Origin of the sequence: Halalkalibacterium halodurans (assembly GCF_005671335.1) — a bacterium.
Lineage (GTDB): Bacteria > Bacillota > Bacilli > Bacillales > Bacillaceae_D > Halalkalibacterium > Halalkalibacterium halodurans.
This window is the reverse complement of sequence record NZ_CP040441.1, coordinates 176,474-201,484: the sequence shown is the minus strand read 5'-3', so window position 1 is coordinate 201,484 and position 25,011 is coordinate 176,474. Positions and strand designations below refer to the sequence as shown.

The 25,011-nt window shown below is 43.2% G+C and carries 37 protein-coding genes and 2 pseudogenes; 3 read left to right on the top strand and 36 right to left on the bottom strand.

Annotated elements, in window-relative coordinates; all coding sequences use genetic code 11:
• Positions 1-489: 489 nt before the first annotated feature.
• Positions 490-840: a PDDEXK family nuclease gene (locus tag FED51_RS01050; protein ID WP_053432036.1), complete on the bottom strand. Its 351-nt coding sequence runs from the start codon at positions 838-840 to the stop codon at positions 490-492.
• A gap of 478 nt (positions 841-1,318) precedes the next feature.
• On the opposite strand from FED51_RS01050, the gene FED51_RS01045 reads away from it, so the two are divergent.
• Positions 1,319-1,612 (top strand): hypothetical protein, encoded by a 294-nt coding sequence (locus tag FED51_RS01045; RefSeq protein WP_053432035.1) that lies wholly within the window; start codon positions 1,319-1,321, stop codon positions 1,610-1,612.
• Positions 1,613-2,154: 542 nt separating this feature from the next.
• On the opposite strand, the gene FED51_RS01040 is transcribed toward FED51_RS01045, so the two are convergent.
• Entirely contained in the window at positions 2,155-2,718 is a 564-nt protein-coding gene (locus FED51_RS01040; RefSeq protein WP_053432033.1) for a hypothetical protein, read from the bottom strand.
• A 358-nt stretch (positions 2,719-3,076) separates the two neighbouring features.
• Between FED51_RS01040 and FED51_RS01035 the strand changes: the two are divergent.
• Positions 3,077-3,262 (top strand): annotated as a pseudogene (locus FED51_RS01035) (T7SS effector LXG polymorphic toxin); the annotation flags it as partial.
• Positions 3,263-4,144: 882 nt separating this feature from the next.
• Here FED51_RS01035 and istB read toward each other — a convergent pair.
• The 4 genes from istB to FED51_RS01015 form a co-directional block, all read right to left on the bottom strand.
• Positions 4,145-4,870 carry an IS21-like element helper ATPase IstB gene (gene istB, locus FED51_RS01030; RefSeq protein ID WP_134229558.1) on the bottom strand — a complete coding sequence of 242 codons (726 nt, stop codon included), beginning with the start codon at positions 4,868-4,870 and terminating at the stop codon, positions 4,145-4,147.
• On the bottom strand, positions 4,870-6,378 hold the full coding sequence (istA, locus tag FED51_RS01025; protein ID WP_134230280.1) for an IS21 family transposase: 1,509 nt from the start codon (positions 6,376-6,378) through the stop codon (positions 4,870-4,872). Before istA ends, istB begins: the two co-directional genes overlap by 1 nt.
• A gap of 313 nt (positions 6,379-6,691) precedes the next feature.
• Positions 6,692-8,047, bottom strand: coding sequence for an IS1182-like element IS656 family transposase (locus FED51_RS01020; RefSeq protein ID WP_010896456.1), 1,356 nt, complete (start codon positions 8,045-8,047; stop codon positions 6,692-6,694).
• Positions 8,048-8,130: 83 nt separating this feature from the next.
• Positions 8,131-8,391: a hypothetical protein gene (locus FED51_RS01015; RefSeq protein WP_053432312.1), complete on the bottom strand. Its 261-nt coding sequence runs from the start codon at positions 8,389-8,391 to the stop codon at positions 8,131-8,133.
• A 255-nt stretch (positions 8,392-8,646) separates the two neighbouring features.
• Here FED51_RS01015 and FED51_RS01010 point away from each other — a divergent pair.
• Positions 8,647-8,822: pseudogene (locus FED51_RS01010) on the top strand (tyrosine-type recombinase/integrase); the annotation flags it as partial.
• Between the two features lie 93 nt (positions 8,823-8,915).
• Here FED51_RS01010 and rpsI read toward each other — a convergent pair.
• The 30 genes from rpsI to rpsC form a co-directional block, all read right to left on the bottom strand.
• Positions 8,916-9,308 carry a 30S ribosomal protein S9 gene (gene rpsI / locus FED51_RS01005; RefSeq protein ID WP_010896351.1) on the bottom strand — a complete coding sequence of 131 codons (393 nt, stop codon included), beginning with the start codon at positions 9,306-9,308 and terminating at the stop codon, positions 8,916-8,918.
• Between the two features lie 15 nt (positions 9,309-9,323).
• On the bottom strand, positions 9,324-9,761 hold the full coding sequence (gene rplM / locus FED51_RS01000) for a 50S ribosomal protein L13 (protein WP_010896350.1): 438 nt from the start codon (positions 9,759-9,761) through the stop codon (positions 9,324-9,326).
• Between the two features lie 182 nt (positions 9,762-9,943).
• Positions 9,944-10,702, bottom strand: a complete 759-nt coding sequence (truA, locus tag FED51_RS00995; RefSeq protein WP_083445660.1) for a tRNA pseudouridine(38-40) synthase TruA — start codon at positions 10,700-10,702, stop codon at positions 9,944-9,946.
• A gap of 17 nt (positions 10,703-10,719) precedes the next feature.
• Positions 10,720-11,517, bottom strand: a complete 798-nt coding sequence (locus FED51_RS00990) for an energy-coupling factor transporter transmembrane component T family protein (RefSeq protein ID WP_010896348.1) — start codon at positions 11,515-11,517, stop codon at positions 10,720-10,722.
• On the bottom strand, positions 11,502-12,386 hold the full coding sequence (locus FED51_RS00985; protein ID WP_041820068.1) for an energy-coupling factor ABC transporter ATP-binding protein: 885 nt from the start codon (positions 12,384-12,386) through the stop codon (positions 11,502-11,504). The genes FED51_RS00990 and FED51_RS00985 overlap by 16 nt, the downstream gene beginning before the upstream one ends.
• Complete coding sequence (locus FED51_RS00980) at positions 12,362-13,198, bottom strand: energy-coupling factor transporter ATPase (RefSeq protein ID WP_053432311.1); 837 nt, start codon at positions 13,196-13,198, stop codon at positions 12,362-12,364. Before FED51_RS00980 ends, FED51_RS00985 begins: the two co-directional genes overlap by 25 nt.
• Positions 13,199-13,440: 242 nt before the next feature.
• Positions 13,441-13,803 (bottom strand): 50S ribosomal protein L17, encoded by a 363-nt coding sequence (gene rplQ / locus FED51_RS00975; RefSeq protein WP_010896345.1) that lies wholly within the window; start codon positions 13,801-13,803, stop codon positions 13,441-13,443.
• A 109-nt stretch (positions 13,804-13,912) separates the two neighbouring features.
• Complete coding sequence (locus tag FED51_RS00970) at positions 13,913-14,857, bottom strand: DNA-directed RNA polymerase subunit alpha (RefSeq protein ID WP_010896344.1); 945 nt, start codon at positions 14,855-14,857, stop codon at positions 13,913-13,915.
• Positions 14,858-15,022: 165 nt separating this feature from the next.
• On the bottom strand, positions 15,023-15,412 hold the full coding sequence (rpsK, locus tag FED51_RS00965; RefSeq protein ID WP_010896343.1) for a 30S ribosomal protein S11: 390 nt from the start codon (positions 15,410-15,412) through the stop codon (positions 15,023-15,025).
• 18 nt (positions 15,413-15,430) lie between these two features.
• The gene (rpsM, locus tag FED51_RS00960; RefSeq protein WP_010896342.1) at positions 15,431-15,796 is read right to left on the bottom strand and encodes a 30S ribosomal protein S13; all 366 of its coding nucleotides are present in this window, start codon (positions 15,794-15,796) and stop codon (positions 15,431-15,433) included.
• Positions 15,797-15,818: 22 nt separating this feature from the next.
• Positions 15,819-15,932 (bottom strand): 50S ribosomal protein L36, encoded by a 114-nt coding sequence (gene rpmJ, locus FED51_RS00955; RefSeq protein WP_003322638.1) that lies wholly within the window; start codon positions 15,930-15,932, stop codon positions 15,819-15,821.
• A gap of 67 nt (positions 15,933-15,999) precedes the next feature.
• Positions 16,000-16,218, bottom strand: a complete 219-nt coding sequence (gene infA, locus FED51_RS00950; RefSeq protein ID WP_010896341.1) for a translation initiation factor IF-1 — start codon at positions 16,216-16,218, stop codon at positions 16,000-16,002.
• A gap of 4 nt (positions 16,219-16,222) precedes the next feature.
• Positions 16,223-16,531, bottom strand: coding sequence for a hypothetical protein (locus FED51_RS00945; protein ID WP_053432310.1), 309 nt, complete (start codon positions 16,529-16,531; stop codon positions 16,223-16,225).
• Between the two features lie 18 nt (positions 16,532-16,549).
• Entirely contained in the window at positions 16,550-17,296 is a 747-nt protein-coding gene (gene map / locus FED51_RS00940) for a type I methionyl aminopeptidase (protein ID WP_010896339.1), read from the bottom strand.
• Positions 17,293-17,946 carry an adenylate kinase gene (locus tag FED51_RS00935; RefSeq protein ID WP_010896338.1) on the bottom strand — a complete coding sequence of 218 codons (654 nt, stop codon included), beginning with the start codon at positions 17,944-17,946 and terminating at the stop codon, positions 17,293-17,295. The genes map and FED51_RS00935 overlap by 4 nt, the downstream gene beginning before the upstream one ends.
• Positions 17,947-18,017: 71 nt before the next feature.
• Positions 18,018-19,310, bottom strand: a complete 1,293-nt coding sequence (gene secY, locus FED51_RS00930; RefSeq protein WP_053432309.1) for a preprotein translocase subunit SecY — start codon at positions 19,308-19,310, stop codon at positions 18,018-18,020.
• Positions 19,310-19,750 carry a 50S ribosomal protein L15 gene (gene rplO / locus FED51_RS00925; RefSeq protein WP_010896336.1) on the bottom strand — a complete coding sequence of 147 codons (441 nt, stop codon included), beginning with the start codon at positions 19,748-19,750 and terminating at the stop codon, positions 19,310-19,312. Before rplO ends, secY begins: the two co-directional genes overlap by 1 nt.
• 31 nt (positions 19,751-19,781) lie before the next feature.
• Positions 19,782-19,970 (bottom strand): 50S ribosomal protein L30, encoded by a 189-nt coding sequence (gene rpmD / locus FED51_RS00920; protein WP_010896335.1) that lies wholly within the window; start codon positions 19,968-19,970, stop codon positions 19,782-19,784.
• Positions 19,971-19,983: 13 nt separating this feature from the next.
• Positions 19,984-20,484: a 30S ribosomal protein S5 gene (gene rpsE, locus FED51_RS00915; protein WP_010896334.1), complete on the bottom strand. Its 501-nt coding sequence runs from the start codon at positions 20,482-20,484 to the stop codon at positions 19,984-19,986.
• Positions 20,485-20,503: 19 nt separating this feature from the next.
• A complete protein-coding gene (rplR, locus tag FED51_RS00910) occupies positions 20,504-20,866 on the bottom strand; it encodes a 50S ribosomal protein L18 (RefSeq protein WP_010896333.1) in 363 nt (120 codons plus the stop codon).
• Positions 20,867-20,897: 31 nt separating this feature from the next.
• Entirely contained in the window at positions 20,898-21,434 is a 537-nt protein-coding gene (rplF, locus tag FED51_RS00905; protein WP_010896332.1) for a 50S ribosomal protein L6, read from the bottom strand.
• Positions 21,435-21,465: 31 nt separating this feature from the next.
• On the bottom strand, positions 21,466-21,864 hold the full coding sequence (gene rpsH, locus FED51_RS00900; protein WP_010896331.1) for a 30S ribosomal protein S8: 399 nt from the start codon (positions 21,862-21,864) through the stop codon (positions 21,466-21,468).
• A gap of 29 nt (positions 21,865-21,893) precedes the next feature.
• Positions 21,894-22,079 carry a type Z 30S ribosomal protein S14 gene (locus FED51_RS00895; protein WP_010896330.1) on the bottom strand — a complete coding sequence of 62 codons (186 nt, stop codon included), beginning with the start codon at positions 22,077-22,079 and terminating at the stop codon, positions 21,894-21,896.
• Positions 22,080-22,107: 28 nt separating this feature from the next.
• Entirely contained in the window at positions 22,108-22,647 is a 540-nt protein-coding gene (gene rplE, locus FED51_RS00890) for a 50S ribosomal protein L5 (protein WP_010896329.1), read from the bottom strand.
• A 26-nt stretch (positions 22,648-22,673) separates the two neighbouring features.
• Positions 22,674-22,985: a 50S ribosomal protein L24 gene (gene rplX, locus FED51_RS00885; protein WP_010896328.1), complete on the bottom strand. Its 312-nt coding sequence runs from the start codon at positions 22,983-22,985 to the stop codon at positions 22,674-22,676.
• 46 nt (positions 22,986-23,031) lie between these two features.
• Positions 23,032-23,400, bottom strand: coding sequence for a 50S ribosomal protein L14 (gene rplN / locus FED51_RS00880; RefSeq protein WP_138090130.1), 369 nt, complete (start codon positions 23,398-23,400; stop codon positions 23,032-23,034).
• A gap of 36 nt (positions 23,401-23,436) precedes the next feature.
• On the bottom strand, positions 23,437-23,697 hold the full coding sequence (rpsQ, locus tag FED51_RS00875; protein ID WP_053432308.1) for a 30S ribosomal protein S17: 261 nt from the start codon (positions 23,695-23,697) through the stop codon (positions 23,437-23,439).
• Positions 23,698-23,720: 23 nt separating this feature from the next.
• A complete protein-coding gene (gene rpmC, locus FED51_RS00870; protein ID WP_010896325.1) occupies positions 23,721-23,924 on the bottom strand; it encodes a 50S ribosomal protein L29 in 204 nt (67 codons plus the stop codon).
• Entirely contained in the window at positions 23,914-24,348 is a 435-nt protein-coding gene (rplP, locus tag FED51_RS00865; RefSeq protein WP_010896324.1) for a 50S ribosomal protein L16, read from the bottom strand. Before rplP ends, rpmC begins: the two co-directional genes overlap by 11 nt.
• Before the next feature lie 2 nt (positions 24,349-24,350).
• Complete coding sequence (gene rpsC / locus FED51_RS00860; RefSeq protein ID WP_010896323.1) at positions 24,351-25,010, bottom strand: 30S ribosomal protein S3; 660 nt, start codon at positions 25,008-25,010, stop codon at positions 24,351-24,353.
• Between the last annotated feature and the right edge of the window lies 1 nt (position 25,011).

Below are 25,011 nucleotides of genomic sequence, written 5' to 3'. Positions count from 1 at the left end.
CCTTTCATTTAATTTTTTATAAATAGTCGCTTTAACTAGCTATACTAACGAGATCGGCTAGGGAAACTTTTTATGAATTGGAGCAAAATATGTATGGACAACTTCGTGTTATAGCAAATAAAAAAATCTCTCCGCTTACCAGCAGAGAGACTCATTGGTGAAATGTCGAATCAAGATGGTGGGATGGGAACATTGGCTATGTATTGTTTTTAGTTCCAATACATTTTTTAGTGGGGCTTCCAAGAGACTATCGTAACAAAGACAAAAATATTGGCTATTAGAACACTCACAAGGTAAATAAAATGGAGATTAATAAACGTAAATACAATGAAAAGCAATGAAGTGAGTGACGATAGTCATGGCTTCCCCCTTAACTGTTTACAGCCATTAGTTCACTCCTTACTTTTACCATTAATCTAATTGCATTCACCTGGTGGTCAAAGAATTTTAATTTAACTTGGTAATATATTACTGTTAGTGTGAATGTAATTAGATAAGTGCTCTACCATCTGTACCTTTTTTAATACCTGCTATATCCTGTCCAACACCATCATGTTCAATTTCTATTACTCCTAACAGGCCTTTTATCTCAGTAGTATCACCCATTACATCAAAACACGGTTCGAGTTCTTGGTAATTACCTATTCTATCAGTAAGGTAGTAATACATTTTCCGAGAAGGCAACACCAATATACCTCCAGCTAAATCTCCCTCCAACATACCCTTTTTTAGTCTGTTAATAGCCCTATGACTTGACGAAATATATCCTGCTTCCCATTCCACACCAAAATATTGACCGTTACAGACTCGGAGCAGAAATTGCTGATTGTCCTTTTTCATATGATTAATGCAGGGAAGCCACATTCCCTTCCGGTCATCAGTCGGCGTACAGGGAGGAGTGAAAAGGAGATCCGAAAGATGGTAGACGATTTATGTAAATGGGGATGGCTCAATATAGAAGGTGGTAAACTAAAACTATTAAGGAATGTGCTTAAATAAAAGGTTTACTAAGCGAAGTATTTTCTTTTTTGTATTGTTGGGAGACCCTGTAAATCTTACAGGGCCCCCTCCTTTCTAAAATCAGTTTCCAGTACGTTGCTTTTGTTGGATCGTAAATCCATCTCCTGCACTACTGTTATGATTCAACTCTTGAGGACTAAAAAAGCCAAAGATCAAACTTGCTGCCACTATGAAAAGGAAGAAAAGTCGATCAAAAAAGTTCGAAACATAGAAACACATCATAGGCGGTAAATCCCTGTCAGAAATGATGGTATAGTAGATGAGTTAGAACAAAGAGTTCTAGAGGAGGAGGCAATCAATGGTATCTAAACAACCCGATCGATCTCAGAACGCCGTAGGATTTTCTGGATTTGCGGAAAAAGTAAAGTTAGAAATAACTAATGAAATAAACGCGCATAAAAAAGGAGAAGGTAGAGACAGTTCAATTGAGAAACTTGAAGAAATTTATAGAGAAGTTGAACAGATGGTTAAAATTAGATCGGATAAAGAATTTAGTCCTCGGTATCCTAGGACGCTGAACGATTCGTGGGATTATACTAGCGATCTTACAAAAATCTTGATGGAGTTCTATGGCTTATACAAAAAGCTGTAAACCGGATTATTACCTTTCAATTTCGAGTCAAAAGCTCTAACTATAAAAACCATCTGCTGATTAATGCAGGCAAGGGGCTTACCCTTCCTATCATCAGTCTGCGTACTGGAAGAAATGAAGGCGAGATCCGTAAGATGGTGGACGATTACTCAATAGAGGATGGTTAGCGCTCGAAAATGGGCGCTTGAAGGTGATGAGATGAGGAGTGTAAATAAAATAAAGGCCGCCCCTATTCATCATAAGGGCGGTATTTTTTACGAAGATGTTCGAGCTCTTTTTCCGCTTAATGCCATCGCTACTATTGCACAACAAACTTTTATTCCTTTATTAAAGTATAGCCTAATTGGGCTATCAATACAAAAATTATAAATAGTAATATGTTTCTTGATATAACATACCCATCAATAGCTAATTCGTAAGCTTCTGGCAATAAAATTCCAGGAACGGGTGCCATGTATATAATAATCAAGCATATGATCGATGCAATGATGAAAAAGAAACCTAAGGATTTTTGATAGTTTTTATTCATGAGCCACACTACCTTACTTATAATTTATAAGTTTATATTCACCATACATAGGAGTTTTTACTGTATAAGATTGTCGACTAATTTCTCTAGAACCCAACCTACCGACTCTCTCTCCTCTTTCTACCTTATATCTTACCCGATACCCCATATAAACTCTAGACTTTTTACCAGCATTTAAAGTATAACCTACTTTACTACTAACGGACGTGTTCAATGAGAAACCTAAATTAGCATATGAACCACTAGCTTGAGTGCCAAAAGTAACAGATCTGTCAGCAGTAATTGAACCAGGCCCCCATATATTGTCTGAAACCCTTCTATAGCTTGACCATTCATTTGTAGTTTTAACATTTTCTTTTGTATATTTTATCCCTCTAATTATAGACTGTGTTCCCATGTCTGAATCCGAAACTTCGCTAAATAGTGGATCCTCAACAAGTTTGTCTCCTTCAAGAATATATACTTCACTCTCTTCGTCATCCAATGGATCAATAATATTGTCATTTGCCGATGCAATAGACCCTAAACCTAGACTAGATATCAAAAATAAAATCATTATGATAACTACTTTTTTCACTTTCTTTTCCTCCATATCATAGGTGTTTTTCACAATAATTCTATATTAATTGTCAAAATTTTATTGTCAATAATTTCGACAAAAATAGACAAATATTTATTTTTTTACATAACCTAGTAAGTTAACAATATCTTCATTTATGAATTCCAAAATGTACAATATTCTATGTAAAATCATGAAATAAATAGTAGTCTAATTAGGAGAGAAATCAATTCGTCTTGTGTAGGCACCTGAATAAGACCAATGAGGATGTTAACAGGAACACCCTTTATTCCTTCCTATAACCTACTGATCTGATTACATCATTCAATGGTCAAGGAAGCAGTAGAAGCTTGAATTACACGTGTCATCAATATGGATGGGGCCCTTTAAAGGAGAGGGCGCAAAGGGAGTCATCTATAATCATGCCCATATGCAGCTGCCAACGATCCACTCGATTCGCACCTTTTTGATTTCTTTCAGTGACACACTCGAAAAGATGAAAGCGCAGATTAATGAGTATGAACCAACATCCAATGGTTCTGTGTCAGAGGATTTTTGGAAAAACCAGCTACCAGAATTTGATCTCGTTACCTTAGTTTACAATGCTTCTAAACTCGCTGTTGATCTTATTCGTGCTAGCTAAAGCAACAACAAGCTGCTTAAAGTGTGAAAAAAGAATTTTAAAAATTCTGTCTGTCTCTGAATTTTTAAATCAAGCGATTATGAAATTGATTTAATTAGTAACTTAATTTAAAATATATCATTGCTGATAATGATAATATAAGGCCCTCATTAAATCGTAGTGGCGTTGCTTAAAATTAATTTTTTTTCTGAATTTCAGAAATTCCAAGCATAGTAAAGGAAAAGAAATGATAAACATTAATATAAAACCTAATACCATACTTAATAATTTTTTATCATAAGTTACATATTTAGTAACATAATAGCCCGCGGTACTAAGTATTATAAGATAAACGAAATATCTCAAAAATTTCATCATATTGTTACATCCACCCACCCATTTCTAGGATACCAATCTACTCTATCTATTAATTTGGCTAGAGCTCCGCCAACATCTTCATAATCTAAGGCAATATAAATCACATTAGCTATAACTGTTGCTATGGCAACGCCTTTTACAGTTTTTATCCCCGCTTTTTTTGCTTGAGCTGTAGCTACTCTTGATAATTGTTAAGCAACTACTTTTTTACCCTTCTTTTTAATTAAATTTTTAACAGCACTAACACCACCGCCTACTACTCCAGCAATAGCAACATTGAATATTGAACCTAGAAGGTTAACTCCTATTGCTATTTTACCTTTTTCTTTGCTGCGTAAGCTTCTTCTCCAAATAGTGTTTTTTTATGTTCGAGATATGTATTTGGCAAGAGAAAAATGCATAAAACGGCAAGCCTTTTTGCAGCCACTTAATAACACTTATTCCTTACATATTGTTCAAAAGGAATGACTCTTTCATTCGGTTACTATCTCCTCCGAAAATCACTAAATGAGAGTGGTGAATCAGGCGATCTACCACGGCTTCCGTTAAAATAGGGTCGCCAAATACATGATTCCATTGCCCAAACTGCAGATTTGTAGTGATGATAATACTCCGCTTTTCATAACACAAGGAGATGACCTGGAAGAGTAGCTCGGCCCCATGTTTGTGAAGCGGTATATATCCCAGCTCATCCAGAATTAAAAGATCAAGCTTCTCGATTTTCTTAAACAGCTTATTGAGATTTCCTTTGTCATTCGCCTCTAATAACTCATTGGCTAGAGAAGCAATGGTATAAAACTTTACTCGTTTCCCATATTTTTGTATCGCATTCATGCCAATGAGGGTGGAAAGGTAGGTTTTTCCTGCACCAACGCCGCCATAAAACACCATGTTTTCTTTTGATTCAATAAATTCACCGTCCAGGAGAGATTGTTGACTTAACCCCTGCCCCAGCTGAATATCCTTCCAGTCAAAAGGTTTGCCGGATACGTTCGGCAGGGTTGCCGCCTTGAACAAAAGATTAATTTTTCGTTCTTCACGCTGTTCTATTTCTTTTTCAAAGAGCTTCAGTAAATATTCTTCTGTGTTCGCCGCTTCTACCTCTCGGTAGTTCTCTCGAATCCAGCTTAGCTTTAAGCGCTTGGCATATTCTTGGATCTGTTCCTGCATTAGGCCTTCCTCCTTTCCTGCTGGAAGAAGACATCGTATTGATTCATACCTCGTTCAGCTATTGGCATTACTGGAACTGTACTTTTTAGCCTTACTGTCTCTCTGGAGCCTCTGCCATGAATGAGCTGATGAAAGACTTGCTTTATTGTTTCTGTGGATGGATGACATCGCTCGGATGCAATTTCCAGGGCCTCTGTAGCTGTCTCCAGACTATGGTCTTTAAGAAGGTCTGAGAGTAACTGAAGCGCCTTTTTCTTTTCTTCCAGAGTACATTCCTCCAGATAAGTTTGCCATTTAAAGGGCAGTTGATCATAGAAAGTTGTATATTTTAGCGCCGTCGGCCTTTTAGCCATTAGGTACAGATAAGGCTGCCATTTCATCGACTTTGATTCTTCTCCATACAGTCGTTCATGGCTCACAATCACTTCATAGTTGTCCGAAAGGATATCTATCCTGTTATAAGTGATGCCAGCCAATACCTTTTGATTGGCAAAGCGCGGGGAAGTAGAATACCTTTTCGTATCTACTAAGATATAGCCGTACTTGTCTGCTTTGAGAGTTTCATAGCGTACACAAGAGTATTCTTCCGGCGGTAAATACATTAACGCTTCTTTGTCCTCTTCAAACAGCCTGGCAATTTCTTGTTTCTTTTCATAATGAGGACGGTTTCGATCCTTTTCTGCCTCCTCCCATAACCGATCATTCAAATTATCCAGCTGATATACCGTTCGTTCCGGAAGGAAGAAATTATTCCTCGCATATTTAACCATCGCTTCTACATGTCCTTTTTCATTGCCGGCACCCGGATTACAAAATTCATACTCAAACCCGTAGTGCAAAGCGAAGCGCTTGAAACCCTCAGTAAGCTCGCGTTTTCCTTGTGGTAAAACCTTTTTTACTGCGGGGGATAAATTATCAAAACGAATCCTTTTTGGCACTCCTTGCAGATGATGGAAGAACCGTTTTAAGCCCTCCAGGAAACATTCCTGATTTTCAGCTTCAAACACCTGAACTAAGAATGCGTTACTGTATGGAAAAGAAAGCACCAAATACGGCAGGTCTATAACCTTTCCCTTTACTTTAAAAGGGGCTTCCCCAAAATCTACTTGAGCGTCTCCTGGCTTGGATTCCAACGGAAGAGCAGCGTCATCGCTTTCTTCCAATAACTCCTTTTTCCGTTTGGAGACATACCCGCGTACAGTTCGCTCTGAACCTTTGAAACTTACTTCATCTTTAAGTAATTGCCAAATACGTTTGGCAGTCCTTCGATACTTCTTTTTCTTCTTCATATCCTCTCTCAACCATTGATCAACTATGTCTTTGACTGGATCCATTACTGGAGCCGGCTGAGCTTTCTTCTTCTTCTTTTCCGGTTGGAAATTGTCCATATCGGCATACTTTTTGACTGTGCGGAAATCCGTGTTTGTTCTTCTCGCAACATCTGAGTACGAATACCCTTTTGAGTTAACTTCATTTCTGATATACTTAATTTCGTCCACTTGTAACATCTCCTAAAACTACCTCCTGCCAGATTATTGGGTCCAACAGGAAGTGTATTGAATTTTTGGGGTGTTAGCAAGTGGCTTTTTTTATGCAGGCCCCCCGCGGGGGGCCTGCATAAAAGGAATGCCATAACCTACATTTTTATTCTGCCATAAACAAGATAAAAATATTCTCTTGAGATTCTATCTTCTCCATATAATTTTCTATCATTTGAGTTTCAGTAGCATCTAAATCATTATACACTTGAATCAATTTCATAATTGCTTAATTTATAAATTTTGAGACGGGCAGAATTTATAAAATTTCATTTTTAAAAATTTAAGCAGCTTGTTGTTGCTGATGGCTAGTACGAATACGATCAACAGCGAGTTTAGAAGCATTGTAAACTAAGGTGACGAGATCAAAGTGAACTTTGGCTCGTTTCCCTGAGCGATGTCGAACATTGTTCAGTTGAAAAAGCTCTTTTAAATAAGCATTAACTCGTTCAACTGCGGTGCGTTGTTTAAAGATGGATTTCCAAACATTTGAACCTCTCGCAGGTGCTGTGTATTTGCGAAGGTCGGTCGTGATTTTGACTTTATATACCTTTTGACAGAGTCCATCATTGGCTAAAGGACAGTCGTGACACTCTTTCGGTCGTGTATATTTTAACGTTTCGTACTTGGGGTCAAAGCTATCGTACCGATAAGAATGTTCCCTGACACAGGTCGGCGCGAAATGCTCGTCAAAACCAACTCTTTCTCTCTCATTACGCTTATTGTAGGCAATGACGGACTGTTGTCCCATACGATAGACCTGTTCATAAATGGGTTCAAAATCATAACCAGCATCCATCGTTTGATAACGAAGAGAGTTCAAAGGTAGTCGTTCATGGATTCCTTTTAATAGAGGAATCGCGGCTTTGCCATCGTTTAAGTTTCCCGATGAAAAAAGCGATTGGAGAATATATTGGCTCGAGGTTCCAACGGCTAAATGGCCCTTGTAGCCATACCAGAAGACGTTCTTTCCTTCGCTGTTCTTTTTTATACCCCATTTAGGATCTTGCGGGATCTCCCGACGTAATTGGGCTAATGAGACTTCTAATTGTGCTTCGATTTTCTTTTCGAATAACGGGAGATTCGCTTCTTTTTCTGCCTGTTCGATGAGCCATTGTTCACGTTCTTTCTTTGTTTTACGACCACGTTTTTGAGGTTCTTCTTTTGGTTTTTCTTCCTTTGGTGGAGCCTGATCACGCGCTTCAAAATGTGTGGCATCAATCGCTACCGTGTCATCGGTAATAAACCCTTCAGCGATCGCTTGGAGGATCACTTTTTCCTGAACTTCAGCTAAAATGTTAGAGTTCTCAAGCTTCGTTAAAAGTCGAGAATAGGATGCTTCAGATGGAACTGAATCGGATACAAGAAAACCACAATTTCTCTTAAAGGCTAGGTCTTCGTTCAAACGCTTAATTAGGTGCTTCATCGTTGGAATTCCTTCGACAAGACGGATCAATATAGAAATAACCATCGCTGGATAATTCAATGCTTCTGGTGCCCCAAGGTGAGATTTTTTCGTCACCTCGTGGACAATGGAAGACAGATCAATAGCGGAAAAAATCGCGTCATAACGTTGGGTAGGTTCCATCTCATATAATTCTTGCATGCTAAATAAACTCATTTGTCGTATAATGGTCATAGGAAGTACTCCTCCAGTCTTTTTGGGATGTTTTCGTCGACTACCATTATACTGGATTTGGGGAGGTACTTCCTTTTTTGTGCCTAGGAACCCTTGAAACAAAAGGTCTGAGATTTATGAAATTTACTCACTTCTGAATTACTGTCAAAAAAACCTGTAAGTGCTTCGACTAATAATTCTTCTTCTTCAGTACTTGAAAGAGCTGCTACTTCATTAATAATTTCAAGAAATTTTTCTTTTTCATCCATTTTCGCTATATCTAATTCTTCAACTGCTGCTTCAAAATCAAAACCATCATTAAATATTTCTTCATTAATTTCATCATAGCCATCTTCTACATTCATCCCTAAACCCTCAAGTTCACGTGTGGTTAGCGTAGACGATGAAACTTCTGGCTATCTTAAAGAAATGGCGTAGCAAACAAATACAGCACTATCTGACGTTAGAAACGGCTGCTCCTTTTCAATCTGATGATAAACAGCCCGCCTTTACGGTCTATAATCAGTTTAAACATAATATGGATTATTGCCGGATGGCTTAATTGAATGAAAAGCTGGAGCGAATCTCAAAAGAACCCAGAGCTGCTGCAATTTAATGTTCACGCCTTTAGGCATACACATGATAGTTTATTATTTGCAGCTGGTGCTTCCATCAAGGATGTACAAGCCCGGCTCGGCCATGCCGATATTCAAACGACAATGGATATTTACACTCATGTGACTGATTAAGCGAAGGAAAAACGGCTGATATGTTCCAGAAGTACTTGAACTTCTGAGAAGGGGTATTCAAAGGGTATTCAATTTCATTATTGAGCAGTAAAAAACCCTCTGCCGGGTTGGAAAGCAGAGGGTTCTGTAAACCATTGATATTAACGCTTTGAGAACTGAGGTGCACGACGAGCGGCTTTAAGACCGTATTTCTTACGTTCTTTCATACGCGCGTCACGCGTTAAGAAGCCTGCGCTCTTAAGCGATGGACGATATTCAGGGTCCACTTGAAGAAGCGCACGAGCGATTCCGTGACGGATTGCACCCGCTTGACCTGTGAAGCCACCACCATCTACGTTTACACGCACATCGTATTGTCCTTCTGTGCCTGTTTCCACTAGAGGTTGCTTAACGATCAATTTTAATGTTTCAAGTCCGAAATATTCATCTAAAGAACGGCCGTTGATCACAATGTTTCCGTCGCCAGGTACGAGACGAACACGAGCGACTGAATGCTTGCGGCGACCTGTACCGTAGTATTGTACTTGTGCCAAAATAATACCCTCCTATTATCCGCGAAGTTCGTACACTTCTGGTTTTTGTGCTTGGTGCTTATGTTCGCTACCTGCATAAACATGAAGTTTCATGCCTTGCTTACGTCCAAGCGTGTTCTTTGGAAGCATGCCTTTGATGGCAAGCTCAAGCATTTTTTCAGGCTTGTTTGCACGCATATCTGCCGCGCGTGTTTCTTTAAGACCGCCTGGATGACCGCTGTGACGATAGTAGATCTTGTCTTGAAGCTTGTTTCCAGTTAAATGAATTTTCTCCGCATTGATAATGATGACATGGTCACCTGTATCTACATGTGGAGTGTAAGTTGGCTTGTGCTTTCCACGTAAGATGGAAGCCACTTCAGAAGCTAAACGACCAAGCGTTTGACCTTCTGCGTCAACCACGTACCACTTACGCTCAACTTCGTTTGGCTTTGCCATATATGTTGTACGCATGAATGTCCCTCCTAAATTAAAAACAATCACTTTTTTCCTTTGTTCATATGTTCAAATAAACACACGTCCTAGTACCATTCCGACACACCCGGGGCTAGTGGGGTTTCAGAATTACCATCTACCATCATATATGAATGAACACACAAAGTCAATATTTTGTTACACACGGATTCGTTGTTTTATTATTTTCCAGCTTGCCATTCGTCATATTCGACCGACCAGAGGATCAATCCGTGGCCTGGTGCTGTTTTCCCAGCTGCTTCTCGGCTCCGTGCTGCCAATATTTTAGCTACTTCTTCCGCGCTTCGTTTGCCTGCACCGATTTCCAGCAATGTGCCGACAATGATTCGTACCATGTTGTACAAAAAGCCGTTTCCTCTAATTGAAAAAATCAGCTCATCCCCTTCTCGCCAAAGAGCCACATCCTCGATCGTTCGCACCTTGTCCTCCACCTCGGCTTTTGCTGCGCAGAAGGAAGAGAAATCGTGAGTCCCGAGTAGCTGAACGGCTGCCCTTTGCATCGCCTCCACATCGAGCGGATAGCGGACATGATACGTATAGTTTCTGCGGAAAACATCCGCTTGAGCACTCGTCAGGACGCGATAGCGGTACTCTTTCGTTTTCGCCGAATATCGGGCATGAAAGTCAGCAGGCACGTCCGCAGCCTCTAGCACGCAAATATCGGCCGGTAGCTGGCTGTTTAAAGCGATTGGCCACCTATCCACCGGAAAGGAGAGAGAAGTATCAAAATGAACGATTTGACCCCTTGCATGGACGCCTGTATCAGTCCGTCCTGAGGCCGTAACGCGGATGGACATCCCTTTATGAATGTTCTTTAAAACGGACTCCAGTTCCCCTTGTACGGTTCGCTCATTCGGTTGAATTTGATAGCCGGCAAAGTCTGTTCCATCGTAAGCGACCTTGAGACCGATTCGCTTCATGATCCCTTCTCCTTCCTTTAAGCACGCAACAGAAATAGTCCTACACCAAAGGCGCATACGACAATGAGCAGCCACGTATCGCGGCTTTTCCACGTAAGGGCGCGCAATTTGGTCCGCCCTTCTCCCCCGCGATACCCTCTCGCTTCCATCGCAAGAGCAAGATCCTCGGCTCGCTTAAATGCACTCATAAACAATGGAATGAGGAGCGGGAGGAGCGCATTCAATCGTTCCTTGATCGGGCCTGTCGTCAAATCGACTCCCCGGGCCATTTGCGCCTTCATAATCTTTTCCGTTTCTTGCATAAACGTCGGAATGAATCGGAGCGCGATTGAAATCATTAACGCTATTTCATGAGCTGGTACGCCGATCCGCTTAAGAGGGGATAATAGCGTCTCCAGCCCATCCGTTACTTGAATCGGCGTCGTCGTTAAAGTAAGCAGCGACGTTAGAATCACAAGCGTTAGCAAGCGAATGGATAGAAATACGCCGTTTATGATCCCTTGCTCGTGAACCGTAAAACCGCCAATGGTGAAGACGACCGCCCCTTCTTTTGTCATCAAAAGATGGAGAAGCACGGTTAAAAGAACGAGCCATAAAATCGGCCTCAACCCTCGATAAATGAACGAGAGGGGCACACGCGAAAGGAGGATCACGGTGAGTGTGAAGGTGACTAACACACCGTAACTAATCCAATCGTTGGCGAAAAAGACGAACAGGACGAGCAGAAACACCGCCACAAGCTTTGCTCGCGGGTCCAGCCGGTGAAGCACCGAGTTCCCTGGAACGTATTGACCGATAATTATATTTTGGAACATGGCTGTCCCTCTTTCTGCTGGAGCTCTTTGGCGAGAAAATCGGCTAGTTCCTCTAGGGAAAATAACGGCGGTACGTCGTGCAAGCCGAATCGCTCCTTCACCTGTAGTAGCAGTTGCAGCGTCTCTGGAACATCAAGGCCAAGGGCTACCAGCTCGTCCGCCCGTGCAAACACCGTCTGGCGGTCACCTGTCATGGCGACATTCCCTTGACTCATGACGATAATTTGATCGGCAAACTTGGCAGCATCGCTCATATTATGAGTGACGAGCACCGTCGTCAGCTCTTTCTCCTGGTGCAGGCGATAAAACATGTCCATGATGAGCCGCTGACCTTCTGGGTCTAACCCGGCGGTTGGCTCGTCGAGAACGAGGACGTCCGGTTCCATCGCCAGCACTCCAGCAATGGCTACCCGTCGCATTTGCCCCCCGCTTAAGGAGAATGGAGAAGCTTGCAAGTAAGTGTCCGGCAGGCCGACGAGATGGAGCAGTTCCTTGGCTCGCTTTTTCGCCCGCGCTTCACTTACACCGTAATTCATCGGTCCAAAGCAGATGTCCTTCTCCACGGTTTCCTCAAACAATTGATGCTCTGGGTACTGAAAGACGAGGCCGACCTTACGCCGAATCTCTTTAAGCGAGGGCGGCTTCTGATCAGCCGTGATTTCCAGTTCCCCGAGGCGGACCGTCCCTTTTGACGGGCGAAGCAATCCATTGAAATGCTGAGCCAATGTGGACTTACCAGAACCTGTATGGCCGATAATCGCAGTAAAGGAGCCTGAAGGAATCGTAAACGATACGTCCGATAAGGCCACCTTCTCAAACGGAGAGCCTTTCATATAGCGATGCTCTAGTTGCTTGACTTGTATTTCCATAGCGCTTCCACCAATTCTTCTTTTTTTAAGAGCGCTCCTTCAAGCTGAATTCCTCGGCTTTGTAGCGCTAGCTGCAATTGATAGGCAAACGGTCGGTCAATTCCTGCGGCCTCTAGCTTATCCTGCTCATGAAACACAACGGCGGGTGATCCGTCTAACATTACTTCTCCCTTTTCTAATAACAAGACGCGACCTGCTTGACTCGCTTCGTTTACGTCATGAGTAATGGAGATGATCGTCATCCCGCTTTCATGAAGCTGTTTCATCGTCTCAAGCACATCTTTCCGTCCTTGTGGATCGAGCATGGACGTCGCCTCATCAAAGACAATTACACTAGGCTCAACTGCTAGAATCCCGGCAATCGCCACCCGCTGCTTCTGGCCCCCCGACAGGCGATGCGGCTCCTCATCTAGTAGGTGATCAATTCCGACTTGGATGGAAACCTCTTCGATGCGCTGAATCATCTTCTCTCGAGGAAATCCGCGATTTTCCATACCGAATGCAAGGTCATCGCGTACCGTTGTCGCCACAAACTGATGCTCGGGATTTTGAAACACAAGTCCAACCTGCTGCCGAATCTCCCAGTGAGTCCCTTCGTCCATTGTGGACATGCCGTTAAAGGTGACACGCCCCGAAGTAGGGAGAAGCAATCCATTTAGCAATTTCGCCAGCGTGGATTTACCGGAACCGTTCGGACCGATGACCGCCACCCATTCCCCTAGAGGAACATGTAGATCAATTTCCTTTAGAACAGGAGCTGTGCTCGTGTCATATTGATAGCTAACTGATTCTAGTAAAAGTCCCTTCTCCATCCCGTCACCTTCTTTTTTCCGCCTATAGATGGCAAGTCCTGTCGCTAATAGCTTTCGTTTCTTCTATCTGCCCACGAAGACGTGGATTACCGCCAAGTTATAATGGCGGACCCAATCGTTTTGCTTAGCCTTTCATCCTTGCTCGATAGTTAAACTTCCTTAAAGCGAAAAAAGGGCTTCCGAGTCAGAGCTTACGTACCGCTCAGATCAGGATGGCCCTTTACTACCGCTATTCCTTTGGATTACACAAGTTCGATGATCGCCATTGGTGCACCGTCTCCACGACGTGGTCCTACTTTCAACACGCGTGTGTATCCACCTTGACGGTCTTCATAACGAGGTGCAATATCAGAGAAAAGCTTTTGAATCGCATCTTGGCCTGTTTCTTCGTCAGCCACTTCGCGACGAATGAACGCAGCTGCTTGACGACGAGCGTGAAGATCGCCGCGCTTTCCAAGAGTGATCATTTTCTCTACAACGGAACGAAGCTCTTTCGCTTTTGCTTCAGTTGTTTCAATTCTCTCGTTGATGATAAGGTCTGTCGCAAGATCACGCAATAACGCTTTACGCGCTGCACTGTCACGACCTAATTTTGCGTATGCCATGCTGATTTTCCCTCCTTTTTTAACACTCAACATTGAGTGACGTTACATAAAAGACATGAAGTCCATCCACATGAAGCAGAAGGACGTAGACGTAGCAAGAGAGCTTACCCTATTCTTCTTTACGAAGACCTAGTCCAAGCTCACCCAGTTTCTCTTGAACTTCTTCTAATGATTTACGTCCAAGGTTACGCACTTTCATCATGTCTTCTTCTGTTTTTTGCGTCAGCTCTTGTACCGTATTGATACCAGCCCGCTTTAAACAGTTATACGAACGAACGGAAAGATCAAGCTCTTCAATTGTCATCTCAAGAACTTTTTCTTTCTGATCTTCTTCTTTTTCGACCATAATCTCCGCATTTTGCGCTTGATCGGTTAACCCGACAAAAATGTTCAGGTGTTCCGTTAAAATTTTGGCCCCAAGTGAAACTGCTTCTTCCGGGCGAATGCTTCCGTCAGTCCAAACATCAAGGGTTAGTTTATCATAGTTTGTAACTTGGCCGACACGTGTATTCTCCACTTGGTAGTTTACACGCGAGACAGGAGTGTAGATCGAATCAATTGGAATCACACCAATTGCTAGTTCATCCGATTTGTTCCCTTCTGCTGGAACATACCCGCGCCCCCGTTTCGCCGTAATACGCATCCGTAGATGAGCACCTGTTGTTAACGTGGCAATGTGTAGATCTGGATTCAATACGTCTACATCACTATCGTGGGTTAAGTCACCAGCCGTTACTACACCTTCACCCTGTGTGTCGATTTCAAGTGTTTTATCTTCGTCTGAGTAAATCTTTAACGCGAGTTGCTTTAAGTTTAAGACGATGGTTGTTACGTCTTCCACGACTCCTTCAATGGTTGAGAACTCGTGCAGGACGCCATCGATTTGTACAGACGTAACCGCAGCTCCAGGAAGTGAAGAGAGGAGGATACGACGTAAGGAGTTTCCTAGTGTTGTCCCATACCCACGCTCTAGTGGCTCTACGACAAATTTTCCGTACTTAGCATCTTCGCTAATTTCAATCGTTTCAATCACTGGCTTCTCGATTTCAATCATTCAAACAAACCCTCCTTCAAAACGTCGAACTCCGGCAGACTGCCAGGAAAGGCCTAACCGGAATCCCCATTAGGCAGTTCCTAACCGTTTCACCTTGCCAATCTGAGTAAACTCGTCTTACCCATTATTGACACATCAAGGAAATCTATACCAAGACTTTCACAATTACACACGACGACGTTTTGGCGGACGGCAACCGTTATGTGGAACAGGAGTCACATCTTTGATCATGTTAACTTCTAATCCAACGGCTTGTAATGAACGGATCGCTGCTTCACGACCAGCACCAGGACCTTTAACTGACACTTCAATTGACTTCATGCCATGCTCCATTGCTGCTTTTGCAGCAGTTTCAGCAGCCATCTGTGCTGCGAATGGTGTGGATTTACGAGAACCTTTGAAACCAAGAGCCCCAGCAGACGCCCAAGAAATGGCGTTTCCATGAGGGTCTGTAATCGTCACGATTGTGTTGTTGAACGTAGAACGAATGTGCGCTACGCCAGTCTCCACATTTTTACGTTGGCGACGTTTACGAGTGTTCGTTTTCTTAGCCATTCTATGCTACCTCCCTTTCTACTTTTTCTTATTCGCTACCGTACGACGAGGACCTTTACGCGTACGAGAGTTGTTTTTCGTATTTTGACCACGAACTGGTAAACCACGACGGTGGCGGATGCCACGGTATGCGCCAATTTCAATCAAGCGCTTGATGTTTAATGAGACTTCACGGCGAAGGTCACCTTCTACCTTGAATTCTTCGACTGCACTACGAATGCGACCAAGCTCTTCTTCTGTTAGATCACGAACACGAGTATTCTCAGACACATTCGCTTTCGCTAGAATTTCTTGTGCCGTGGAGCGACCTACTCCATAAATGTACGTTAAAGAAATGACCACTCGTTTGTCACGAGGGATATCGACACCTGCAATACGTGCCATGCAATGAGCACCTCCTTAGTAATTATCCTTGTTTTTGTTTGTGCTTCGGATTTTCACAAATGACCATGACCGTGCCTTTACGGCGGATCACTTTACATTTTTCACAAATCGGCTTGACGGATGGTCTTACCTTCATATCCTTTTACCTCCTTATATCCGGAGTGCCTCGTTATCGTTCTCGATAATCAAACCTCGAGGAATCTTTACTTATATCGATACGTGATACGTCCACGTGTTAAATCATAAGGTGAAAGCTCTACTGTTACTTTATCTCCTGGAAGGATTCGAATGAAGTGCATGCGAATCTTACCAGAAACGTGAGCTAGAATTTTATGACCGTTTTCTAGTTCAACACGGAACATTGCGTTTGGAAGGGGCTCAATTACCGTACCTTCCACTTCAATAACATCTTCCTTGGCCATGAATTTACTCTCCTTCCTTCAGTAAATCAGCATGTTCTTCAAGAAACTTTTTTAAGGCAAAGCGCAATTTTCCATTGGTCACTTTTCCCGTTTCCTCAAAACTATGACGAACCTCTGGTGAAATGTGATCTATCAGCTTAAGGTGATTCATGTTTTTTCGCTTCGCTCGATCGACCTTCCGCTTATCACCGTCAGCGATATAAACAAAGCGATCATCAACACGTTTTATGATAACACTAAACTGGTCTCGATCTCGACCTTTTACAATTTGAACAATTTGACCGATCTCAGGACTCGGACCAGAGTCACTCATTGTTTTCATCACCTACATTTAAGCTTTTGTTAAAATTTCATACCCTGTTTCAGTAATGGCAATCGTATGCTCAAAGTGGGCACATTTTTTCCCATCTACGGTGACAACGGTCCAATTGTCGGACAATGTCCGTACATAGCGTGACCCTGCATTTACCATCGGCTCAATCGCCAGAACCATCCCCGGCTTTAAGCGGGGCCCTTTTCCAGGTGGCCCATAGTGTGGAATTTGCGGGTCCTCATGTAAGTTTTGCCCAACACCATGGCCGACATACTCACGGACAATGGCATACCCTCGAGGTTCAGCGTACGATTGAATCGCATGTGAGATGTCAGAGAGACGCGCACCAGCTTTCGCTTGCTCTAGCCCTTTGTAAAGGGAAGTCTCTGTCACATCCAACAAATCTTGATCCTCATCGGATATGTTGCCCACCGCATATGTCCAAGCGGAATCGCCATGATATCCATTGTACTTGGCACCAATATCAACACTGATGATGTCCCCTTCTTTTAGCACCCGATTTCCAGGGATCCCATGAACCAGCTCTTCATTTACTGAAGCACAAATGCTACCTGTAAATCCATTATACCCTTTAAAGGAAGGCGTTGCTCCGTGCGAGCGAATAAATGTTTCTGCAATTTCATCTAACTTCTTCGTAGTGATTCCGGGCTGAATGTGAAGTTTAATCTCTTGATGAGTAAGCGCCACAATTCTCCCAGCTTCCCTCATGATTTCAAGCTCACGCTCAGTCTTACAAATAATCATGAAGAGAGTCCTTTCAGAAGTTCGTTGATATCTTCAAACACTCGGGAGATGTCTTGATCTCCGTTAATGTTTTGAAGGTAGCCTTTTTCAGAATAAAAATCAATAAGTGGCTGAGCTTGCTTCTGGTTGACTTCAAGGCGCTTTTTCACCGTTTCCGGCTTATCATCATCACGTTGAATCAACTCGCTGCCGTCCACATCGCAAATGCCTTCAACCTTAGGAGGGTTGAAAATGACATGATACGTTCTTCCTGATGTAGGCGAAACACGACGACCCGTTAGACGGTCCATCAGCAACTGTTCAGGCACATCAATGTTAATGACATAATCAAGCTTTTTATCAAGTGACGCCAAAATATCTTCTAACGCCTCTGCTTGAGCGACAGTTCGTGGAAACCCGTCAAGCAAAAAGCCATTTTGGCAATCGTCTTGACTGAGACGATCCCGAACGATACCAATCGTTACTTCGTCAGGAACAAGTTCCCCTGCATCCATGTACGATTTTGCTTTTAATCCAAGCTCGGTCTCGTTCTTCATCGCAGCACGAAACATGTCACCTGTTGAAATGTGTGGGATGCCGTACTTCTCAATGATCTTTTCTGCCTGAGTACCTTTACCAGCACCAGGAAGTCCCATAAGGATCAGATTCAAGTCTATCCCCTCCATCGTTCTAATTTAAGAACAGAAGGCGAACGGGAAGACACCACGCTTCCCTGCTCCCCCTACTTAATAAACCCTTTATAAGAACGTTTGATCAACTGTGCTTCAATTTGCTTCATCGTATCAAGGGCAACCCCGACGACGATGAGCAAGCCCGTACCACCAATTTGAATCGCCTGTGGCAAGTCGGCAAACTTAATAAAGAATACCGGCAAGATCGCCACCACTGCGAGGAAAAGTGATCCGACAAACGTTAAACGATACAAGATACGCGTGATGTACGTCTGCGTTGCTTTCCCTGGACGAATTCCAGGAATATAGCCACCTTGTTTTTTCAAGTTCTCCGCCATTCGCTCTGGGTTGACTTGGATAAACGTATAGAAATACGTAAATCCGATGATAAGCAAGGCATATACGGCCATCCCAATCGGGTGGGTATAGTCAAATGTCTCAATCACCCATGCAGCGACCGGATGATCACTGCCAAACAGCCCAGCAACTGTTGGTGGAAAAATGAATAACGATAACGCGAAAATGACCGGAATAACGCCTGCTGCATTCACTTTTAACGGAAGATGGGTCGACTGACCTCCAACAGGGTTTCTCCCTACTAGACGCTTGGCATACTGAACAGGAATTTTACGCAACGCTTGTTGGACGAAAATAACGCCCACAATGATAGCAAGAATCGCAAGAGCAAGCAGCAAGATCACCACAATGTTCAAGAACAATTGCTCCCCTGCGTCTTGGATCCGTGTTGAGTAAATGAGATTTAACCCATTTGGAATTCCAGCAGCAATCCCTGCAAAGATGATAATGGAGATTCCGTTTCCGACTCCCTTAGCTGTAATCTGCTCCCCGAGCCACATTAAGAAAGCCGTTCCTGCAGTAAGGACAAGTGCGATAAAGAGATACACCGCCACGCTTGGATTAGGAATTAATCCTGGGAAGAAGTTGTTAAAACCAACCGACATCCCGAGTGCCTGAATAAACCCTAAAACAATCGTTCCATAGCGGGTAAATTGAGCTAGCTTACGACGCCCTGCTTCGCCCTCTTTCGCCCACTCAGCAAATTTCGGAACGACATCCATCTGCAATAATTGCATGACAATGGATGCTGTAATGTATGGCATGATCCCCATCGCAAAGATGGAGAAATTCCCAAGTGCTCCTCCGCCAAACGTATTTAAAAAACCGAATGCATTTGCCTGATCGACAAAATCTAGCACTTCTCGGTTTGTACCTGGAACGGGGATAAAACTTCCGATCCGAAAAACGATGAGCATGAGCAGGGTGAAAATGACCTTACGGCGCAAATCACCCACTCGAAAAATGTTGGAGATCGTTCGGAACATTAGATCACCTCAGTTTTCCCGCCGGCAGCTTCAATAGCTTCCACTGCAGAAGCAGAGAATTTGTTGGCTTTCACTGTTAACTTCTTCTCTAGCTTACCATTACCGAGGATCTTAATGCCGTCCTTTGCGTTGCTAACAACACCTGTTTCAAGCAAAAGTTCTGGTGAAACCTCTGTTCCATCTTCAAAACGATTAAGCTTTTCAAGGTTAACAACTGCAAATTCTTTTCTAGTTGGGTTCGTAAATCCGCGTTTAGGCAAACGACGATAGAGTGGATTCTGACCACCTTCGAAACCTGGACGTACGCCACCACCAGAGCGAGCGTTTTGTCCTTTATGACCTTTACCAGCGGTTTTCCCGTTACCGGAGCCGATACCACGTCCTACACGGTTACGGACTTTCCGAGATCCTTCTGCAGGTTTCAACTCATGAAGTTTCATGTTGACACCTCCTCATGTATAAGATGTAGATTTACGCTTCGATTTCTTTCACTGTCACTAAGTGAGATACTTTGTTCACCATGCCGCGAATCGCTGCGTTGTCTTCTTGGACAACTGTTTGGTGCATTTTGCGTAAGCCCAAAGTATTCACAGTCACACGTTGATCTTGCGGACGACCAATGAGACTACGAGTGAGGGTAATTTCTAACTTTTTAGCCACGTAATTTCCCTCCTTATCCTAACAGCTCTTCTACTGTTTTACCGCGAAGTTTCGCTACATCTTCGGCACGCTTAAGTTCCTGTAATCCTTTCACAGTAGCACGTACCATGTTGATCGGATTGTTGGATCCTAAGGACTTAGATAGAATATCGCCGACACCAGCTAAGTCAAGCACCGCACGAACTGGTCCACCAGCGATAACCCCAGTACCCTCAGATGCAGGTTTTAATAGTACACGTCCAGCGCCAAAGCGGCCGACGATTTCATGAGGAATAGTCGTACCAACGATCGGTACTTCGATTAAGTTTTTCTTGGCGTCTTCTACGGCTTTGCGGATCGCTTCAGGAACTTCCTGTGCTTTCCCCATACCGAAGCCGACACGTCCGTTTTTATCGCCAACTACAACCAGGGCAGCAAAGCGGAAACGGCGTCCACCTTTTACAACCTTCGCTACGCGGTTGATCGCAACTACTTTTTCTTCAAGTTCCAACGTATTTGGGTCAATACGACGCATTCTTTTCCCTCCTTTGTAATTAGAATTGCAGGCCAGCTTCACGCGCTGCGTCTGCTAATGATGCTACACGTCCGTGATAAACGTATCCACCACGGTCGAATACGATAGTTTTATACCCTTTTTCTAAGGCACGCTTTGCCACAAGTTCCCCTACTTTTTTCGCCGCTTCGACATTGCCACCGTTCTCGAGCTTAAGCTCTTTATCAAGGCTAGAAGCTGCTGCAACCGTTACGCCGTTCACATCATCGATGAGTTGTGCGTAAATGTGCTTTGAAGAACGGAAAACATTTAGGCGTGGACGTTCAGGAGTACCTGTGATCGTACGACGAACATGAGCGTGTCTTTTCTTACGGGCCACATTTTTAATTGGCTTCGTAATCATTGAACGTCATTCCTTTCCGCTATCTTAATGATTATTTACCAGTCTTACCTTCTTTACGACGTACATATTCACCTTCGTAACGAATCCCTTTGCCTTTGTAAGGCTCAGGAAGACGGACAGAACGGATGTTAGAAGCAACTGCTCCAACGCGCTCTTTGTCAATTCCTTTGACCGTTACTTTTGTGTTTGAAGGAACTTCAATTTCGATTCCTTTCTCAGGAACGATTTCGACTGGGTGTGAGTATCCGACGTTAAGTACGAGCTTCTGACCAGACTTTTGAGCACGGTAACCGACCCCGACAAGCTCAAGAGACTTTTCAAAACCTTTTGATACTCCTTCAACCATGTTGCTAATTAGGCTACGAGTTGTTCCGTGTAAAGCACGGTGCTCCTTCTTATCAGAAGGGCGCTCAACAACGACCGTATTATCCTCAACTTTCACGACAATCTCAGGGTTGAACGTACGTTTTAACTCCCCTTTTGGACCTTTTACTGTTACATCTGCTCCGTTCACAGTAACTGTAACTCCACTTGGGATTTCAACCGGCTTATTACCGATACGAGACATGCTTAGACACCTCCATTCACTTCAAGATCAATTACCAAACGTAAGCTAATACTTCTCCGCCTACTTGTTGTTGACGAGCTTCTTTATCCGTCATTACGCCTTTTGACGTAGAAACGATCGCAATACCGAGACCACCTAAAACGCGTGGTAGTTCGCCAGCTTTTGCATATACGCGAAGTCCTGGCTTACTAATCCGCTTAAGACCAGTAATTACACGCTCGTTAGAGGAACCGTATTTAAGGAAAATACGAATGACCCCTTGCTTGCTATCTTCAATATATTCGTAGTCACGAATGAAACCTTCACGCTTTAAAATTTCAGCGATTTCCTTCTTGATTTTAGAAGCAGGAAGTTCAAGCTTCTCGTGACGAACGGTATTCGCATTACGAATGCGAGTTAGCATATCAGAAATTGGATCTGTCATCACCATGTATATTTACCTCCTTCCCGTTCTTGGGCTTACCAGCTAGCTTTTTTCACGCCCGGAATTTGCCCTTTGTAAGCAAGCTCTCTAAAGCAAATCCGGCAAAGTTTAAACTTGCGCATGACTGAATGAGGACGACCACAACGTTCACAGCGTGTATACTCACGTACTTTATACTTCTGTGTACGCTTTTGCTTCGCAATCATTGATTTCTTTGCCAACGTTTTACCTCCTCTTTAAAAGTCGTACTTATTTTTGAAATGGCATTCCCATTTGTGATAGAAGCTCGCGCGCTTCTTCATCCGTAGACGCCGTTGTGACGATAACAACGTCCATTCCGCGTACTTTATCGACTTTATCGTAATCAATCTCTGGAAAGATTAATTGTTCTTTTACACCAAGAGTGTAGTTACCGCGACCGTCGAACGCCTTTTTCGAAATACCGCGGAAATCACGAACACGTGGAAGGGAAACAGAGATGAGTTTATCTAAGAACTCATACATGCGCTCACCACGAAGTGTTACTTTCGCGCCGATTGGCATACCTTCACGAAGCTTAAAGCCCGCGATTGACTTTTTCGCTTTTGTAATAATCGGTTTTTGACCTGTAATCTCTGTGAGCTCTTCTACAGCTTTATCCAACGCTTTTGCGTTTTGAACAGCATCACCGACACCCATGTTCACAACGATTTTTTCTAGTTTTGGCACAGCCATAACAGAAGAATAGTTAAACTTCTCTGTGAGAGAAGGAACGATCTCTTTTTGATACTTCTCTTTTAAACGATTCATGCGATAAACCTCCTTTCAACCAGTGACTACTTGTCAAGCACTTCGCCAGACTTCTTAGCAATTCGCACCTTTTTTCCGTTCTCTACTTTATAGCCAACACGAGTTGGTTCACCTGTTTTCGGGTCAATTGGTAAAACATTAGAAACATGAATTGGGGCTTCCATATTTAAAATACCGCCCTGTGGATTTTCTTGAGAAGGCTTCGCGTGTTTCTTCACGATGTTGACACCTTCCACAAGTACACGATCCTTTTTCGGATATGCTTCTAAAATCACACCTTGTTTCCCTTTGTCTTTACCAGAGATGACCTTTACCGTATCACCTTTTTTGACATGCATTCTGTCGCACCTCCTTGACAAGGCCTTTCAATTATTCTCACTATGATTAAAGAACTTCCGGAGCTAAAGAAACGATTTTCATGAATTGATTGTCACGAAGTTCACGTGCAACCGGTCCGAAAATACGAGTCCCACGCGGGCTCTTATCGTCACGAACGATCACAGCAGCGTTCTCGTCAAACTTAATGTACGAACCATCGTTACGACGAACACCGCTCTTAGAACGGACGATAACCGCTTTTACAACGTCACCCTTCTTGACAACGCCCCCTGGTGTTGCTTGCTTGACAGAGCAAGCGATAACGTCACCAATGTTCGCAGTCTTGCGTCCAGAACCACCTAGCACTTTAATGCAAAGCAATTCACGAGCACCAGAGTTATCAGCTACTTTTAAACGGCTTTCTTGTTGGATCATTCGATCTTACCTCCCTTCGGATCAAGACGATGGCAATTAGATAATAACTGCTTCTTCTACAATTTCAACTAAGCGGAAATGTTTATCTTTTGAAAGCGGGCGAGTTTCTTGGATGCGAACGATATCTCCCATTTTCGCAGAGTTGTTCTCATCATGCGCTTTGAATTTTTTAGAGTACTTTACACGCTTTCCGTATAAACGGTCTTTTTTGTAAGTTTCTACAAGGACGGTAATGGTCTTATCCATTTTGTCGGATACGACACGACCAGTGTAAACCTTACGTTGGTTGCGCTCCATTCAGCAAACCTCCTTTTTATCCGTTATCCGTTATTAATCCCGAGCTCTCTTTCACGTAAAACGGTTTTAGCACGAGCAATGTTTTTACGAACTTCACGAATTCGTGTAGGGTTATCAAGTTGCCCAGTCGCTAATTGGAAGCGAAGGTTGAACAACTCTTCCTTTAACGATTTGGTTTTTTGTTCGATTTCAGCAGTGGTTAAGTTGCGAAGTTCATTAGTTTTCATTTGCGTCACCACCCACTTCTTCGCGTTTTACAAACTTACATTTTACAGGAAGCTTATGGGAAGCAAGACGCAATGCTTCACGAGCTACTTCCTCAGATACACCAGAAATTTCAAACATGACCTTCCCTGGTTTTACAACGGCAACCCAGCCCTCAGGAGCACCTTTACCGGAACCCATACGAACTTCTAAAGGTTTTGCTGTGTATGGCTTAGAAGGGAAAATTTTAATCCAAACTTTACCGCCACGTTTCATGTAACGAGTCATAGCAATACGAGCTGCTTCAATTTGGCGGTTTGTAATCCAAGACGCTTCTAGCGCTTGAAGGCCGTATTCACCGAAATGTACTTCCGTACCGCCTTTCGCGCGCCCACGCATTTTTCCGCGATGTTCACGACGAAACTTCACACGTTTAGGCATCAACATGATTAATTGCCTCCTTCCTTTTTATTCTTACCTTTCGTTGGAAGGACTTCACCACGGTAAATCCAAATCTTCACACCAAGCTTACCGTACGTTGTATCAGCTTCAGCTGTTCCGTAATCGATATCGGCACGCAATGTGTGTAGTGGAACCGTTCCTTCACTGTAATGTTCTGCACGAGCAATATCTGCACCGCCAAGACGACCAGAAACCTGTGTTTTAATTCCTTGAGCGCCAGCACGCATTGTGCGTTGGATCGCTTGCTTCATCGCACGACGGAATGAAATACGGTTTTCTAATTGACGAGCAATATTTTCTGCAACAAGCTTCGCATCAAGATCCGCCTGTTTCACTTCAAAGATGTTGATGTGCACGCGCTTGCCAGTAAGTTCGTTCAATGCTTTACGCAATGCTTCAACTTCTGAACCGCCTTTTCCGATCACCATACCTGGCTTGGCAGTAGAAATAGTAATATTTACGCGGTTAGCCGCACGTTCAATTTCGATTTTAGAGACAGATGCATCTTTTAAACGGTTTTCGATGTACTCACGAATTTTAATGTCTTCGTGTAGTAGATCCGCATAATCTTTTTCTGCATACCATTTTGACTCCCAGTCACGAATGACGCCTACTCGAAGTCCAACTGGATTGACTTTTTGACCCACG